The sequence below is a fragment of the Paenibacillus sp. TAF43_2 genome, from assembly GCF_052113545.1.
Classification (GTDB): Bacteria; Bacillota; Bacilli; order Paenibacillales; family Paenibacillaceae; genus Pristimantibacillus.
On sequence record NZ_JBFRDK010000062.1, the window covers coordinates 19198 to 34932 of the forward strand.

General features: G+C 47.0%; 14 protein-coding genes. 6 read left to right on the top strand and 8 right to left on the bottom strand.

Annotated features, from left to right (window positions below; translation table 11 throughout):
- Positions 1-19 precede the first annotated feature (19 nt).
- Positions 20-1525, bottom strand: coding sequence for a DUF4153 domain-containing protein (locus AB4Z17_RS15395; protein WP_441960652.1), 1506 nt, complete (start codon positions 1523-1525; stop codon positions 20-22).
- 127 nt (positions 1526-1652) lie between these two features.
- Between AB4Z17_RS15395 and AB4Z17_RS15400 the strand changes: the two genes are divergently transcribed.
- From AB4Z17_RS15400 to AB4Z17_RS15410, 3 genes are all read left to right on the top strand, one after another.
- Positions 1653-3437: an ABC transporter substrate-binding protein gene (locus tag AB4Z17_RS15400; protein WP_441960654.1), complete on the top strand. Its 1785-nt coding sequence runs from the start codon at positions 1653-1655 to the stop codon at positions 3435-3437.
- A gap of 94 nt (positions 3438-3531) precedes the next feature.
- Positions 3532-4080, top strand: a complete 549-nt coding sequence (gene thpR, locus AB4Z17_RS15405; protein WP_441960656.1) for an RNA 2',3'-cyclic phosphodiesterase — start codon at positions 3532-3534, stop codon at positions 4078-4080.
- 295 nt (positions 4081-4375) lie between these two features.
- Entirely contained in the window at positions 4376-4750 is a 375-nt protein-coding gene (locus AB4Z17_RS15410) for a DUF2500 domain-containing protein (RefSeq protein WP_441960658.1), read from the top strand.
- 65 nt (positions 4751-4815) lie between these two features.
- On the opposite strand, the gene AB4Z17_RS15415 is transcribed toward AB4Z17_RS15410, so the two are convergent.
- Genes AB4Z17_RS15415 through AB4Z17_RS15430 form a run of 4 tightly spaced genes read right to left on the bottom strand, consistent with a single transcriptional unit; the run spans position 4816 to position 9467 of the window.
- Positions 4816-5478 carry a metallophosphoesterase gene (locus AB4Z17_RS15415; protein WP_441960660.1) on the bottom strand — a complete coding sequence of 221 codons (663 nt, stop codon included), beginning with the start codon at positions 5476-5478 and terminating at the stop codon, positions 4816-4818.
- Positions 5479-5487: 9 nt separating this feature from the next.
- The gene (locus AB4Z17_RS15420) at positions 5488-6672 is read right to left on the bottom strand and encodes an ABC transporter ATP-binding protein (protein WP_441960662.1); all 1185 of its coding nucleotides are present in this window, start codon (positions 6670-6672) and stop codon (positions 5488-5490) included.
- Positions 6669-8339: an ABC transporter permease gene (locus AB4Z17_RS15425; protein WP_441960664.1), complete on the bottom strand. Its 1671-nt coding sequence runs from the start codon at positions 8337-8339 to the stop codon at positions 6669-6671. Before AB4Z17_RS15425 ends, AB4Z17_RS15420 begins: the two co-directional genes overlap by 4 nt.
- A 15-nt stretch (positions 8340-8354) precedes the next feature.
- A complete protein-coding gene (locus tag AB4Z17_RS15430; RefSeq protein WP_441960666.1) occupies positions 8355-9467 on the bottom strand; it encodes an extracellular solute-binding protein in 1113 nt (370 codons plus the stop codon).
- A gap of 171 nt (positions 9468-9638) precedes the next feature.
- Between AB4Z17_RS15430 and AB4Z17_RS15435 the strand changes: the two genes are divergently transcribed.
- Positions 9639-10541: a LysR substrate-binding domain-containing protein gene (locus AB4Z17_RS15435; protein ID WP_441960668.1), complete on the top strand. Its 903-nt coding sequence runs from the start codon at positions 9639-9641 to the stop codon at positions 10539-10541.
- Between the two features lie 35 nt (positions 10542-10576).
- Positions 10577-11419, top strand: coding sequence for an SDR family oxidoreductase (locus AB4Z17_RS15440; protein WP_441960674.1), 843 nt, complete (start codon positions 10577-10579; stop codon positions 11417-11419).
- 1037 nt (positions 11420-12456) lie between these two features.
- On the opposite strand, the gene AB4Z17_RS15445 is transcribed toward AB4Z17_RS15440, so the two are convergent.
- Complete coding sequence (locus AB4Z17_RS15445) at positions 12457-13041, bottom strand: IucA/IucC family C-terminal-domain containing protein (RefSeq protein WP_441960670.1); 585 nt, start codon at positions 13039-13041, stop codon at positions 12457-12459.
- Between the two features lies 1 nt (position 13042).
- Entirely contained in the window at positions 13043-15007 is a 1965-nt protein-coding gene (locus tag AB4Z17_RS15450; RefSeq protein WP_441913806.1) for an ABC transporter substrate-binding protein, read from the bottom strand.
- Positions 15008-15164: 157 nt separating this feature from the next.
- Here AB4Z17_RS15450 and AB4Z17_RS15455 point away from each other — a divergent pair, with 157 nt between their 5' ends.
- Positions 15165-15509: a hypothetical protein gene (locus tag AB4Z17_RS15455; RefSeq protein WP_441913805.1), complete on the top strand. Its 345-nt coding sequence runs from the start codon at positions 15165-15167 to the stop codon at positions 15507-15509.
- A 123-nt stretch (positions 15510-15632) separates the two neighbouring features.
- Here the strand turns inward: AB4Z17_RS15455 and AB4Z17_RS15460 are convergent, their stop codons facing one another.
- Complete coding sequence (locus tag AB4Z17_RS15460) at positions 15633-15725, bottom strand: IS3 family transposase (RefSeq protein WP_441880815.1); 93 nt, start codon at positions 15723-15725, stop codon at positions 15633-15635.
- Positions 15726-15735 lie beyond the last annotated feature (10 nt).

Sequence of the window (15735 nt, forward strand, 5' to 3'; positions counted from 1 at the left end):
CGACCTTGCCTTTCTCCAATTATTTAGCCCGTTGCTTCGATAGATTCCAAGATTGCCACTTGTTATGCTTACGGGCCTTATCCTGAAGCTTATTTATTACTCCGTTCAGCCCCTTCAACTCCGGATGCTTCGCTTGCAGCTTTAGCAGCGCCGGCGCCGCATCTGTGGACAGCGTACCGAGATAAGCGATATCAATCTTACCTGTTCGTTCGTAGCGATCACCATTGTTCTCAGCAATCCGCGCATCTATGTTGATATAGTTCATCACAACAAATGCAATAATAGATATGCATATATAGACCTTGCCCATCGAGAAATGCTCTTTCCATATACGCAGCAATGCAACGACGAGCAAAAAGCCCAGATAAATCATAAAGCCATGAACCAGTAGTCTTGTCTGTGTGAAGCCATAAGCCTCCTCGTACAAAGAGAGCCTGCTGTAAGCGGAAATAAGCATAATGATTGTACAGCCTATCAACACGGTAAGAGACAGCTTGCGGATCCACTCCGCTGCTGCGCTAGTGCGCCGAATGAGATGCAAACCGCACATAAGCAAGCAAACGTTAATGAGTGCAACCATAATTAATTCCGCAAAACCTCTGCGTGCATATTCGGCATACGCAGCTCCCTCAGGCAGCAGACCGTTTGCCGCTCCGAACAAATAGGAGAACTGAATGATAACAAACAGCACGTAAACGATATTAATACTGACAAGCAGCGTCCCAGCAGTGATGGGATCAAATTCGATACGTCCGTTTGGCTGTATCGCAGCACCCGGCGTATCTGTCGGTGAATCTTTTTTTGTATCTGTTACCTTATTAAAGAGCAATCCCCATATGTAGCAAAAAGCATAAAACGCGAATACTGCTGCTACGATTATGCGCCAGATGCTCTCCACTAAAGAGAAACGATCCATGACGCCCGGAATCTCAATCAGCCACGATAGGAAAATTTCATCCGCTGAAGCAAGCAGCGCAATAACGACAAAAAGGATAGGTGCGGACAGGAGCAGTCCTAGCGATATTTTTCCAAGCTTGCTTTTCGCCGAGTTCTCACCTTTCTCTTTTCCTCTCAAACGATCATTAACCAGGTTAAACGGTACGCCTATAAAAGCAAACGGCTTAATTAAAGCCAGAAATAATAGCTCTGTATAAAATACGCCTCGGTACCACGGCTTCACACTGCTGCTCGTCATAAGCACCGTCTGAGAAATGATCAACGCAAACAATGCAAACATATTCAGCTGGCGGAACAGACCGTTATCATATAGCGCATACGTTAGCGTCAGTAAAAAGATTGGAATGAGCAGCAGCCAGCCAGATCGGGCTTGACCTTGCCATTTCTCAAAGCCCCCCATCCTCCCCTTTATGGAATAGAAAAACAACCCATAAAAGCTGGCAATGAACACGATAACCGAAATGCCTGCGGCTGCTCCTACGAACAAATATTGACTGACTAGACCAAACAGAAGGGCAAGAATAAGCATTTTCTCATACCTTTTTTGCCATGGTGCTGGATCTCTCATTTTTCACTCACTCCATCTTTAAACTGGATTTGTTAATTTACTCCTTTTATTGTAACCTAGAAAACAAGAACAAAAAGTGTAAGTTATAATTGGAAAATTTCATATTTTCGAGTTAGGAGTAATTTGCATGAAAATCCGCAGGCATTATCTCGCGCTTAGGCGCTCATATCCGAGTATTCAAGAGAATATCCCCTTCGAGGTTACAACACAGGAGCTCGCAAATTTGCTCGATTGCACACATCGGAATATGGTACTTTTATTGAAGCGTATGCAGCAGGAAGAGTGGTTAGTGTGGGAGCCAAAGCGGGGACGAGGCAATCGCTCTGCCCTCTCCTTCCTCGTCAGCAAGGAACAAGTCGCGCTGGAGGAAGCGCAAGAAATGATGCAAAAGCAGGATTTGCATTCGGCGCTTGAGCTTCTCCAGCAAATCGAAGAAGCGCCTTTGCTGCGCGACCAGTTTCAGGAATGGCTCTCTGGTCAATTCGGATTTCATTCGGAGGTGCAGGGCAAGCGGCGCACTGATATTTTGCGGTTCCCGCTTCCGCAGACCATCTATTCGCTAGATCCGGCAGCTATCCATTACACGGGCGAGTCCCACCTTGTTAATCAAATATTTGATGGGCTCGTTCGCATCGATCCGAGGGGCGAGCAGATTTTGCCGCAGCTTGCCCATGCGTGGGAGGTTGATGAATCGCGTACGCGCTGGACTTTCTATTTGCGCAAGGGCGTTCTGTTCCATCATGGCCGTGAGCTGGATTCATCAGACGTCAAATATTCGCTAGAACGGCTTAAAAGGCTGGCACCGCAAGGGCTCTACAGCTGGGCTTACACCAACATCATTTCTATGGATACACCGGATGACACAACCATTCGCATTCAACTATCCGAGCGAAACGAAGCTTTTCTCTCTTTTTTGACAACTAATCGCGCCTCTATCGTGCCTCAAGATGCTTGTTCGGCTGCTGGCGAGCAATTTGGCAGCAAACCGATTGGTACAGGCCCGTTTCGATTCGCCGGAAATGATCAAGGCGTCTGGATATTGGAAGCTTTTGCTGCCTATTTCCGAGGCAGAGCATTCCTCGATCGTGTTGAAGTGTGGACCGTTGCCGAGGAGGCAACGCGCGAAAACCACGCTGAGCTGCAATCGTTTCAAATCATGCACAACGCGAGACTAACGGATATGGCAGCTGAACGATGGCAGCAGGTTAGACAGTCCGGCATGACCTGTAAATTCATCACAGTTAATGAACAAAAGCACGGCTTGCTGGCAAACCCCGCCATACGAGCGGCAATTAACCTCGCTATCGAGCGGACAGAGCTTTTGCAGCTGCTATCCGGTGATGTCATTGAAGGAGTCAACAGCTTCTGGCTGAACCAGATTGATCAAACACAGGATGCAGCCCCCATTGATTGGAGCGTAATCAAGCAAGCGCTTGCCAGCTCCGGCTATCAAGGCGAACCGCTGGTACTAGCTACGATTCCGCAGTATGCAGCCGATGCAGAGATCATTCAGAAGGTGTATGCGAAATCAGGCATTCCGCTGCAAATTAATCTCATTCCTGCCGAGCAATTTAAAGGAACAGCACGCATGTCCGCCGATCTGCTGCTTTTCGCTGTCATGCTGGACGAGCATCGCGAGCTGAGACTAATTGATTTGTACAAAAGCATGCAGCAGCATGCGCTTCCCGAGGTTCATGATATGCTGGAGCACAGCATCCAGATGATATTGGGCGAGCCGGATCGAGCACGCCGAGAAGCGATATTCATAGACATCGAGGCTCAGCTCAAAGCCAGGCACAGCTTGTTTTTCCTCTACCGTAAACATTTAAAAACTGCGTTCCACCCTTCCGTGCGCGGCATTTCATTGGAATCGCTGGGCTGGGTACGCTTCCGCGATATTTGGTTTACTTAAAAGTATTTGGAATGGAAAAAAAGTCCAAATCTAACGTGCAGAATGAATGGTCCGAGTGTTATGGCTGCATACTGAGATTAGGAGGGAAAATATAATGCGCTTGTTCGTGGCTATACCTGTATCATCATCTGTGTCCAAGGAGCTGGAAAGCTGGGCAGAAGATCATAAGCACACGCTGCCTTTCCGTAAATGGACGCATCCGAGTGATTACCATATTACGCTTCAGTTTTTAGGCGACACTTCGGCTGCTCAGCTTGAAGAGCTGGCAGCCGCTCTAAAAAAAGTAAGAGCAAATGCTTTTTCCTTAACTTGGAGCGGAATCGGAACATTTGGCCCGCCCGCTGCTCCACGCGTTCTATGGGGTGCTGTTAGCGGAAACTTAAAAGAACTGTCCGCTCTTCACCAGGAGATTATTCGGGCAACGAGTTCAGTCGGCTTCATTCCAGACGATYGTCCCTACGCGCCGCACATCACGCTTGCCAAAGGTTTCGCTGACGCTAATCGAATGCCGATTGAAGCAGCGACGTCTATTGCCTCATCGTTCAGCTGGGAAATCGATCAGTTTGTGCTCATGCTCACCCATATGAACGAGTCCCCTATGTACGAGATCATCGATCGTTTTCCGTTACATAAGCATGAATGAGGCTTAACTGCTGTCAAAATAAAAATGATCCCGCTGAGCGGCTATCCAGCTATCCGACGTGCGCAGCGTCCAGCCGCTCTTTTCTGCGTGAGCCTATCTCCTAACTCTATTAAGCCCCAACAATCCGCTTCGTTACTCCCTTCCTTTTTATTAATTAACCTCGGTTTTTGCAGCCTATACCGCATCAGACTAGTCGGAAGAGCGTATTAATAGTAAAATTAATGACATGAAAAGAAAAGATTGGATGTGATGGTTTGTGAATGGATTTGGATTCGGCCCTCCAGGCGGAGGAATCATGTTTACGATTGTTCCTATATTTATAATGATCGTATTCGTGCTCGTTATTGGCGGCATTATTTTTAGCATTGTTAAATATTTCAAAAATTCGACCGCGCCAAAAGAAACGACTTACGCGCGCGTTGTAGCCAAGCGCATGGACGTTCGCCATCATACGAATCACCACAACCACGATGGAGTGGGGCATACCAGCAATTCATCCCGTACGTATTATTACATCACGCTTGAATTCGATAATGGCACTCGCAAGGAATATGTAGACGTCAAAAATTTGTACGGCTTGGTTGTTGAGGGTGACACAGGTTATGCGGCAGTCCAAGGGGATTGRATCGTTGCTTTTGAACGAAATAGTAATATAAACAGCTCTATTTAAAAAGAGAAAAAGCGCTTGACCCGTAAATGCATACGGGCAGCGCTTTTTTTTGTGAGTTAAATGGGTTAGAGCTTAAGCAATTTGAAATCGCCGCCGCGGCTCTCTGGCGCAGTCGAGCATGAATAGCTCAATAGGCTGCTGACATCAAGCAGTGTTAAGCGACAGCCATGCTTGGCCCCAGTATCAATGGCGAGCCGTCGATTTCCTTGCCATATGGCTCCAGGGGAAGAAGCATCCAGCTTGAACGTTGGTGTATGGCCAAAAATAATGGTGTACGACTGCGCCTCGTCCGAATCAGGCAAAGGCGTATAAATAAACTCGTCGCGAATTTCCGTTAGGTCCTTCTTTTTTTGCTTATGCAGAGGGACACCTGGCCGAATGCCTGCATGAACGAATAAATATTGGCCGACTACTACATACAATGAAAGCTTATGCAGCCATTCTTTCGTTTCCGGGTGAAGCGTACTGCTGGACTCAGCGGATGCAAGAAGCCGCAGCTCCTGATTTCCAAGCAATGCCTGTGCACCTTCGTTGATAAGCTGGTGAATCGTATCTAGCGTGCCCCATGTAGCGGGCCTATCGGCATCGATGTAGTCGCCCAGCAAAATAAGCCGATCATGGTGCGGGTTATAAGCTGCTTCTTGAAGCAAAAGCAGCAGTTCTTCTTCATAACCGTGTATATCTGCAATGGCTAAAAGACGCGAGTCTGTTTTTGTTGGATTATACAAATGAATCGACTACCTTTCTTCCTCATTCGGGTAAATGAAAGCAGAGCGAATGGCTAGCTTTATCGTTACATGCTCGCCAGCCTCTAACGGGACTGCGAGCACTAGATATACCTTCTGTCCGCAGTTCGTTTGTGCAACTGCGCGCCAGCGATTGCCTTCAAAGGTACAGTGAAGCACTTGAAGCTGAATCGTATTGTCTGTCCGCTCCTGCGGTGAAGCTAATGAAAGCACGGCCGAGGCGTCACTTCGCTCGATGACCTCGGCTTCCTCAGGACGGAACATAATAATCGCTTGCGAATGGTCACTTAGGTTCTGCTGCTGTGGCGCGAGCAAACCGTGAATGATCGATGAGCCGATGCGGACAGCGCTGCCGCTGTCTCCGTTTATGACCTCGCCGCGCAAGCCGTTGATTGCTCCAAGCAAAGAAGCTGCCCAGCGGCTGGCCGGACGCGTGAAGCATTGCTGCGGCGTGCCCATCTGATCAATTTGCCCGTTGCGCAAAATAAGCAGCCGATCGGCCATAGCGAAGGCTTCCTCCGGGTCATGCGTAACATGAAAAACGCTCATGCCTAATTGGCGGAATAAATACGCCATCTCGGTACGCATTTCTACGCGAAGCCGCATATCAAGGTTGGAGAGCGGCTCATCGAGCAGCATCAGCTTCGGCCTAGTAGCAATTGCCCTCGCAATAGCGACCCGCTGCTGCTGGCCGCCAGAGAGCTGCGGCGGCAGCCTGCGCTCAAGCCCTTCAAGATGGAGCATTGCCAGCAGCTCCTGAACGCGCTGCTGAATATCCGCCCGAGCCATCTTGCTTCTATGCAGCCCATAAGCGATGTTATCGAACACATTCATATGCGGCCACAGCGCATAGTCCTGAAACACCATGTTCACCCCGCGCTTCTCAGGGGGCATCATGACAGACGGGGAGGCGATAATTTCATCGCCCAGCTTAAGCTGGCCGCCGTCCGGCTTGGATAGGCCGGCGACGAGCTGGAGCAGCGTCGACTTGCCGCAGCCTGACGGTCCAAGCACGCTAATAATCTCGCCTTCGCGCATGTCGAAAGAAATTCCTTTAAGCGCTTGAAACGATCCGTAGCTTTTCATTAAACCAGATGCTGCAAGCAGCGGTTTGGGAGCGGCTGGCTTAGGCTCATTTGCCTCGTCATACCTTTGCTGAATCGCAGTCGATGTCATGTGTTTGCCTCCTTGCGACGGAGCATGAGCTCAACCGCCAAAATAATCATAATCACGATAAATGATCCAACGACGGTTGCCGCTGAAGCATAACCAAAATCCAAATCCTCGAATGCTTTGTTGATCGTAACGGGCAGCGTGAGGAAGTTTGGCGGGAACAGGATCGAATTCACCGCTAAGTCAAACACGCTGGAGCCAAATGCAGCAAGGCCCGCAGAGAGCAAAGCGCCGCGTATTAAAGGGACAAGTATGAAACGGACGCGGCTTGCGAGCGTACCGCCTTGCAGCTGCGCGGCAGTAAGCAGGCTAAGCGGCACTTTCGCCATTGCGCCGACTATCAATCTCGTAATGACGGGAATAGCGCCGGCGATAGCGGCAAGCACAAGAATCCAAGGCGTTCCGTACAGGAGCAAGCCGATTGAATCGAGCCATTTTTGATTCCAGACGAAAATATACCCAATGCCCAGCACGACGCCGGGAACAGCAAGCGTAACGACAGAGAATACCTCAATCGTCCGTTTAAATTTGAACTGTGAATAGGTTAAGACATAAGCGACGCACAGTCCGAATAATAGGCCAAGCAGAGCAGCGACTCCAGCGATCATTAAGGAATGGGACAAACCCTTCAGCAGCGTGCTTGAGCTATGGAACAATTCCCTGTAATGCTCCAAGGTGAGATTCGCTAGCTTCATACCGCCTGACTGTGTTTTGAATATGGACATCAGTACGTTTGCGCCTATCGGAATGCCGATGACTACGGCAAGAAATAACAAGTTTAGTGTGGTAAGAAGCACAGCAAACTTTCCAGCTGGCTTCGGTGCAGACCGCTGCGCCCGTGCCGATAAGAAATCAAAGCGCGAGCGGCGCATCGCATAAAATTGGACAAACATCGCAATGCCGATTAACAATACGAGATAAAAGGACAGGACGCCTGCCATATCGAATCGTATTGGCGATGTGTAGATTGCCGAGTAAATAGAGTAAGGCAGCGTCGGAAAACGATAAACAGCGGCAATCGATGCAGGAAGCCCGAAATCGCCGATTGTATCCATAAAGACAAGCGCTGCTCCAGCCCAAACGGCTGGCATAAGCAGAGGCGCTTGGATCGTACGCCATACCGTGAAAGCAGATGCTCCGGATAGGCGGGCTGCGTGAGACAGCTGATCAACCTTCCACTCCATCGCCGCATGAACGCTCAAATAAGCGAACGGAAATTTGCTTAAAGTCATAATAAAAATAAGTCCGGCAGGCTGAAAAACAGCGCTCGTAACCCAGTGCCAGCCGAGCAGGTTAACAGCGATGCCGCCTCCGGCAGCAAACAGCACCCAGCCCTGCGCTAAAATAAACGAAGGCGTAATAATGAGCAGCCAAACCGAGGCATCCAGCAGCTTAGCTGTTGGAAATGACCAGTTGGCGCGTATCGTTGCCAGCACGCCGCCGAGAATCGTAGCGAGCACCGTCGTTCCAAGTCCAAGCACAACGGAATTTTCGAGTGATTTTTGCCATAAGGGACGCTTGAATATTTCGAGCAGCAGCGCAAGATCCCCGAGTTGCCAATTGCCGAAGAAAACCCCAGGCAGCAGGACTTGAATAATGACTGCCGCCAAGGGATATAAGACGAGGATGAATAGGATGATACTGACAAACCACCCTAACCGATCCTTCATAAAGGTTTGCATCGTTTACTTAACGGACTGATCGGCAAACCATTGCTTGATTGCCGCTTCATTTTCAGATGCCCAGGAAGCGTCGGCTGCAACGAGCTTCGCATCGGCTGCGCGATCTTGCTTGGCATTTACGCCGTTTACGGAAGGCTGGAAATAGCTCTCGTCGCCTTGATCAATTAAAGCTTGCTGCGTTTTTGGATCGAGCAAAAATTCGATAAATGCTTTAGCTGCATTCGGGTTTTTGGTATCCTTCTGAATCGCAGCTACCCGTACGGATGCAGGAGCGCCTTCTGCCGGCCAAATAATTTCGATAGGCTCGTTATCGTTTTTCATCGCATAGGCATTGCTCTCTTGCAGTGCTGCGATCGAGATTTCACCAGCGGCGAGCGCTTTGACAACGTTTGGATTTTTGGGATATACACGAAGCCCATTGTCCATCAGCGAGCTAAAGAACGTTTGACCGCCATCAATTGTTTTTTCTTTAAAAAACCAAGAAACAAAAGGATAAGCCGGAGCTGCGATAGCTGGATCAGCCATGCCGATCATGTTCTTGAACTTCGCATTCGAGAAGTCTTCCCATGATTTTGGCGCATCCTCCGCCTTCACTTTGTCCTTGTTATATACAATAACTCCCGCAGCATGTGCGCCAGTAGGAACATACCACTGCTTCTCAGGGACAAAAGATTTGGCAAAGTCAGTTAGATTAGCGACGTTATTCGGCAACCAGCCTTCAAGCAGTTGACCGCTTGCTCCTAGTCCGTAAATGGAAGGCATCGCATCCAGCCAAATGACATCCCAGTGCGGATTGCCATTTTCTGCTTCAACGCGGGACATAATTTCTGCTCCGTTGCCCGCAACGACCTCCAGCTTGTAGCCGGTAGCTTCCTCAAATAATGGAGCGATAATGCTGTCAAAATCGTTCAAGTATACAGTAAGCGTTCCTTTATCCTCCGTGGCAGCTGTTTCTGTCGCTTGCGCTTCTTCGGTAGGAGCCGTCGTTTGTGTATTTCCGGCATTTGCTGCCCCTTTATTCGTGTTTCCGGCATTTCCGTTGCCGCATGCAGCTGTTAGCGCCATCAATCCAGCTAGCAAAACGGTTCCAAGCCAGCGTTTCCCATTCGTTTTCATCGTTTTGATTTCCCTCCACTATCTGTTTTGCTTACCTCCTAACTTTAGCAACGGTTTGTCAGATGATTGTTAACGTAATGTCGAGATATTATGAAATATAATCGATAGATATTGATATACATATAGATTTAATCTATATTAATAGGCAAAAAGCGAGGGAGTGAGCAAGCGATGAATGTACAGCAGTTGCATGTGTTCATGGAGGTATGCAGCGGTCGAACGCTCGCGGAAGCTGCAGATAAGCTGGGACTTAAGCAGCCGACAATCAGCTTTCATCTCAAAAAGCTTGAGGAGGAGCTTGGCGTGGAGCTGTTCCGCAAGCACTCGCGGAGTCTTCAGCCAAGTGAAGCTGCTGTGGATCTGCTTCCCTATGCGAGGCGAATCGTTTTTCTTATGGAAGAAGCTAGACTTGCCATGCTGGAGCGCCGCGAACAAGGGGAAGGCCGTTTGAGGCTGGGGGCGAGCTACACGCCAGCAACCTATGTGATGCCGCCGCACTTTGCCGCCTACCGCAAGCTGTATCCAAAAGTAAGCCTCATGCTGACCGTGAAGCAAGCAGCTTCTGTGCTTGCTATGCTGCGCAGCTATGAGATCGATATAGGCATCGTCTCTCTTGGTCAATCGCTGGAAGAAGGCCTTATTATACAGCCGTTAGTCGCTGATGAGCTGAAGCTGCTGCTTGCGCCGGAGCATCCGTTAGCTAACCAGGCGCAAGTAGAGGTCGAAGAGCTTAGACATGAAACATTTCTGCTGCATGAGGTTGGCTCAACCTCGCGTACCTTGTCCGATGAGTGGGCAGCCGGGGCTGGCTTGCAGTGGGAAAGTGTTATGGAGCTGGGTGCGATCGAAACGATTAAGGAAGCTCTAAAATGCAATATGGGTGTTGGCATCCTGCCGCGCCGAAGCGTAATCCGAGAAATCGAAGCCGGCGAGCTCGTTATGCGCGATCTGCCAAAGTATGTAAATCAGCGGCATATCTGTTTGGCGTACCGCAACGAGGATCAGCTGTCTCCACATGTCAGATCGTTTATTGAATTTGTACGGCATACCTTCGCTGCACATGGTAAGCTGTAAATAACGAATAGACGGAGGTGGCTTGGATGAGCAATATGACAGGAAAGGTCGTAGCAGTAACTGGCGCCAATTCCGGCATGGGGCTTGCGACAACGGTCGAGCTTGCGAAGCAAGGGGCGCATGTCGTGATGATATGCCGCAGCAAGGAACGCGGTGAGCGTGCACTTGAACAAGCGCGCAGCCAAAGCGGCAGCAGCGATATTGTCCTCATGACCTGCGATTTGGGCTCGTTTGCCAGCATTCGCACCTTCACTGCTGCATTTAAGCAGAAATATAGCCAGCTTGATGTGTTGATCAACAATGCAGGGGTTGTCGCCTTGAAACGAAGCATAACCTCGGATGGATTTGAATCGCAAATCGGGATCAACCATTTGGGACATTTTTTGCTGACTAACGAGCTGCTTGACCTTCTTCAACGTGCTCCGCAAGGGAGAATTATCAATGTATCTTCTGGTGCGCATAAGGCTGGAAGAATTCATTTTGACGATCCGAACCTAACAAGGGGCTATAATGTCGCAAAAGGTTATGCGCAATCGAAGCTCGCGAATATTTTATTCACGAATGAGCTGGCAAAGCGTCTCGCAGGTACGAGGGTGACGGTTAACAGTCTTCATCCCGGGGCGGTAGCGACCAATATTGGCGTAGATCGCAAGAGCGGCTTCGGTAAGACGGTGCATAAGCTGCTCAAGCCTTTTTTCAGAACGCCGCTTGAAGGGGCAAAGACGGCAATATATTTAGCATCCAGCGATGAAGCGGCAAATCTGACCGGCCAATATTTTATCGACAGCAAAAGCGTTCAAACGGCAAGCAAAGCGAGCAATCCCGAGCTTGCGGCCAGGCTTTGGGCATGGAGTGAGCAGCAGGTCAAACTTACATAATACGTGCCTAATTAGCAGCACTAATCGAACAGCGCACGGGATAAACTGAACATCTATCAACACACTAAGTATTAAAACAAACTTATTATAATACTTATTATAATATGGAGTCTTCAGAATGCTCAGCATAGCACTTCCAGCTAATTAAGTCAGCTGCGCGCAGCTAAAATTTAACAGGAGAATTTCCAGCTAATTCACTCAGATGAGCGCGCAGCTAAAATTTAACAGGAGCTTTTCCAACTAAAATAAAATTAGCAGGAAAAGCTCCTGCTATTTGTGATGGTAGCTGCCTAATTTAGCAATTAACAGGATTTACTCCTGCTAATTCAACACATAATCCCTAAAAAGCCGCTTTACAGCAAAATTAMMTGGAGCTTTTCCTGCTAATTAACTCAAATGAGCGCGCAGCTTAAAATTAACTGGAGCTTTTCCTGCTAAATTACAAATAGCAGGATTTACTCCTGCTAATTCAACAAATAATTCCTAAAAAGTCGCTTTGCAGCAAAATTACATGGAGCTTTTCCAGCTAAATTAAAATTAGCAGGAAAAGCTCCTGCTATTTGTGGTGTGAGCAGCCCAAATTAGCAATTAACAGGATTTTCTCCTGCTAATTCAACTCATAATCGTTAAAAAGCCGCTTTGAAGCAAAATTACATGGAGCTTTTCCTGTTAATTAACTCAAATAAGCGCGCAGCTTAAAATTAACTGGAGCTTTTCCTGCTAAATATAAAATAGCAGGAAAAGCTCCTGCTATTCACTATTTGTGGTGGAAGCATCCCCATGAGAATATGTTCTACATTCAAAAAAATTTATAAAAGAGTTACACAACTCCCTAGCGGACGCCGCCGAAATGACTCCTTTAACTGCCATTACTTCGCTCAAATGTTCATAGCTGTAACAGGAGAAACCATTCTTTCCTATTTAACATAAATTCGAATGAATAATGCTTGTAAGCTGCTTAAGAAATCCCGAGCTTCAGCTTTATGACACCAGCCGTCAAGTCGCATATGTGGAATCGATTTATATTCCAAAATCCCTTATATATTAAGAACCAATAAATAAAAAAAGCAACCGCCTTGCCCCAAAAGGTCATAAAGCGGAGCAATTCGTACCATCGCATTCTCCCATAAGATCACTATAGGTATTCCGCCAACCATAGATAAAGCACGAAATAATGGAGAAATATGCTCTGCAAAAAGTTCTCTTATTACCTGATCCCGCCACTCTTTCCGCTCCCCAGCTACCGGTTCCGTAACGCTTGGTTCTTCAAAGCTCAAATTAGGAAACTTGGATTTAGTCACATCGAACTCGCTGTCGCTAGGTGAAACCAAGCGGCAATTGTCCAACGTCATGGTCAGATTCTTGTTGTATACCGTCATCGCATACAGAACAGGTGCAACGACTAGATAAGCATATCGCTTCGCGAGCATCGACGCAGTTACTCTTCTTGATGGCGAAGCTATTTCGCTCCCTAGCCGATCCAGATAGGTTTCGCATAGCTCCTTATTCAATAAATTTCTCGAATAAATGGAGCGATCAGCGGAGTCAGTATTATTCTCATAAGAGAAGTTATATCTGCTTTTTAAATTGCCCCACTCCGACTTTGAAAGCGTTGCTGACATGTTATGCCTTACCAAGGAAGATTTCAGCTACCCGGTCAACAATCATATTAATGGCAATCGGGCCATAATAGGCAATCCATATGTTTGAATCCACATCATAGACTTGATTGTTTTTCACAGCCTCAACATTTTTCCACGTTTCCGTCTTCTGGATTTCGTCCACTGCCGCCTTGAACATATCATCTTTTACGAGGAAATAATGATTAGCGCCAACCTCCGGGAAAGCCTCTAATGCAATTTCATAAGCGGTATCCTTTTCCTTCAAAACCGATTCTGGGGCATTCAAGCCTAAATCATTGTATAAAATAGCTCCTGTACGGTGGATTGGTGTATGTATCCGTATCCCCTCATCACGTGGACGCGCTAATGCAACAGTCTGATCTCCTAGCTTAGCCTTTAGCTCTACCTTCAGCTTCTCTGTTTTCTCGTTGTAGGCCTCCAAGACAGCCTTCGCTTCTTCAGACTTCCCTACAATTTTTCCAAAAGTATCTAATGTGACGCGCCAATCCTCATTAAATTCGAGCATGATCGTTGGAGCAATTTTGGACAAGCTCTCATACACTTCTTCTTGGAATTCCGTACAAATAATTAAATCGGGTTCCATGGCTGTAATAGCTTCAAGGTTGGGCTCATCCCTTGTACCGAGCAATTTAACATCCTTCAGCTTATCCATTAAATAAGCCGGGAAGTCTGTTTTATCTGCCGCAGCTTTTACACTGCCGGCCGGCTGCTCTTCTAAAGTTACCAATTGATCCACAAATTTTGTATCAAGCACCGCAATTTTAAGCGGGCGCTGCTCCAGTGTTGTTTCGCCCTTCATATGTTTAATAACAACAGGATACGCCTGTTGCGCTGTCTGCGATACATTTGTATTTGTAGAAGCTACACTAGATTCAGCTCCAGCTGGACTAGCCCCTCCCGTATTGTTTCCCGTGCTATTTCCCGTCGAACATGCACTCAACAATAAAATTAAACTGAGCATCAAGCTAACCGCTAAAATCGACCTCTTACTCCTATTCATCCGTATAACTCCTCCGTCTAATTGTTGATAATGATTATCACAATCACTATCATACGAAAGAGAATTATCTGCGACAATGGAATTTTGCGACATAGAGGATGAACTTATCCGACGGTGCTTTCTGAAGTAAAGAGGAGAAACGCCAATATGCTTCTTAAAGGCTCGGCTAAAATAATAACTATCACCATAACCTACTGATTCTGCAATGGCTTTAAGCGGCATATTCGTATTCAATAACATCGTTTGCGCATGATCCATTCGAACCTGAATGAGATACTCCAGTGGCCCAATCCGAAGCTGCGCTTTAAATAATCGCTGCAGCTTTCTCTCATTGCAATGAAGAGTACTCGCCAATTCTTGTAAACTGATTGTCTCAGCATAACGTTCCTCCATGAAGCGAATCGTTTGGCTGACGTAATCCGGCTGAGTCTTGGCTGTACCCTCAGCGGCATGGAGCTGCTTCATAAGATCATATACCAATTGGTGAAACAACGCTCTCACATGAAATCTTTCCAATTGAATATCGAGCATCCAGTGCGAATACATTTGCTCGACTCTCGTCAGAAGACCCAGCGGATAGGCAGGGGCAAAACCGTATTGCATTTGAAAAGGATTATTGTCTCTATATACATTTAACAGTTCTTTACGAGCTGGTAAAACGAGGACTGCTTTGTAAAAAATAAAATAATAATCGAGTTTTTCATTCACTTGCACAATATCAATCGTAGCGCCTTTTCCGGCATGGCATACATAAAAACGATTCACCATATGCTCCATTCCGTCGATGAGAATTTTTGCATCACCAGCAGCAGCGAATAAGAAGGCACTAGCTGGCAATCGGAAGCCTTGCAAACTCTCACCCGATCGCAAAATAGACCGACGAACATCAAGCACCCTTATAGCAGCATGATTCCATAATGGTATATGTTCCTGTAATGTCATCATGTTCACCTTCCATGTCTATTTACAATTTCCACCTCTCTTATTATAATAATAATCATTCTCATTATCAAAACATTCTTGCTCCGCATCTCGAAATCACCCTTACAATAATTGTAATTGTGTTATAATAGGTTTTCAAAACAGGAAGGGGAGATTCGTAATGGAAACGATCGAAATTGTTGCTGTGAGTGCATTAGTTCTATCCGTCCTGTTTGGGCTGAAAGTGTTCAGCTTGCAGAGACAGGTTGACGAAATAAAATTGGAGCTTCAACGGGCTAACAATCACTCGGATTTTTCGGGATCACTCAAGCCAAACCTGAATTCCCCTCCTTCCTCACCCGGTATGACTCGCAACAACGCCACTATAAATATCGATGATAGATTACGCATGCTGGTTGCTTCAGGAAAGAGAGTTCAAGCAATTAAAGAGTTTAGAAAAAAAAGTGGCGTCAGCCTCAAAGAGGCCAAGGACTACGTAGACGACTTAGAGCATCATCAATATTGATCTGAATAAACTATTGTTCTTCATCATTTATCCAATTCAAAAGCAAAGAGGCTGTCTCATTAAGGCAATTTGCCTATAGTGAACTGCACCCCGTCAAGTAGACAATACAAATAATAAAACCTGTTAAACGGCCTTAGTCCTAAACTCCATTGGACTGAGGCCGTTTAGTTTTGCCTGTAATCGTTCGTTATTGTAAAAGTGGATGTAGGCTTCAATGTCCCGTTCA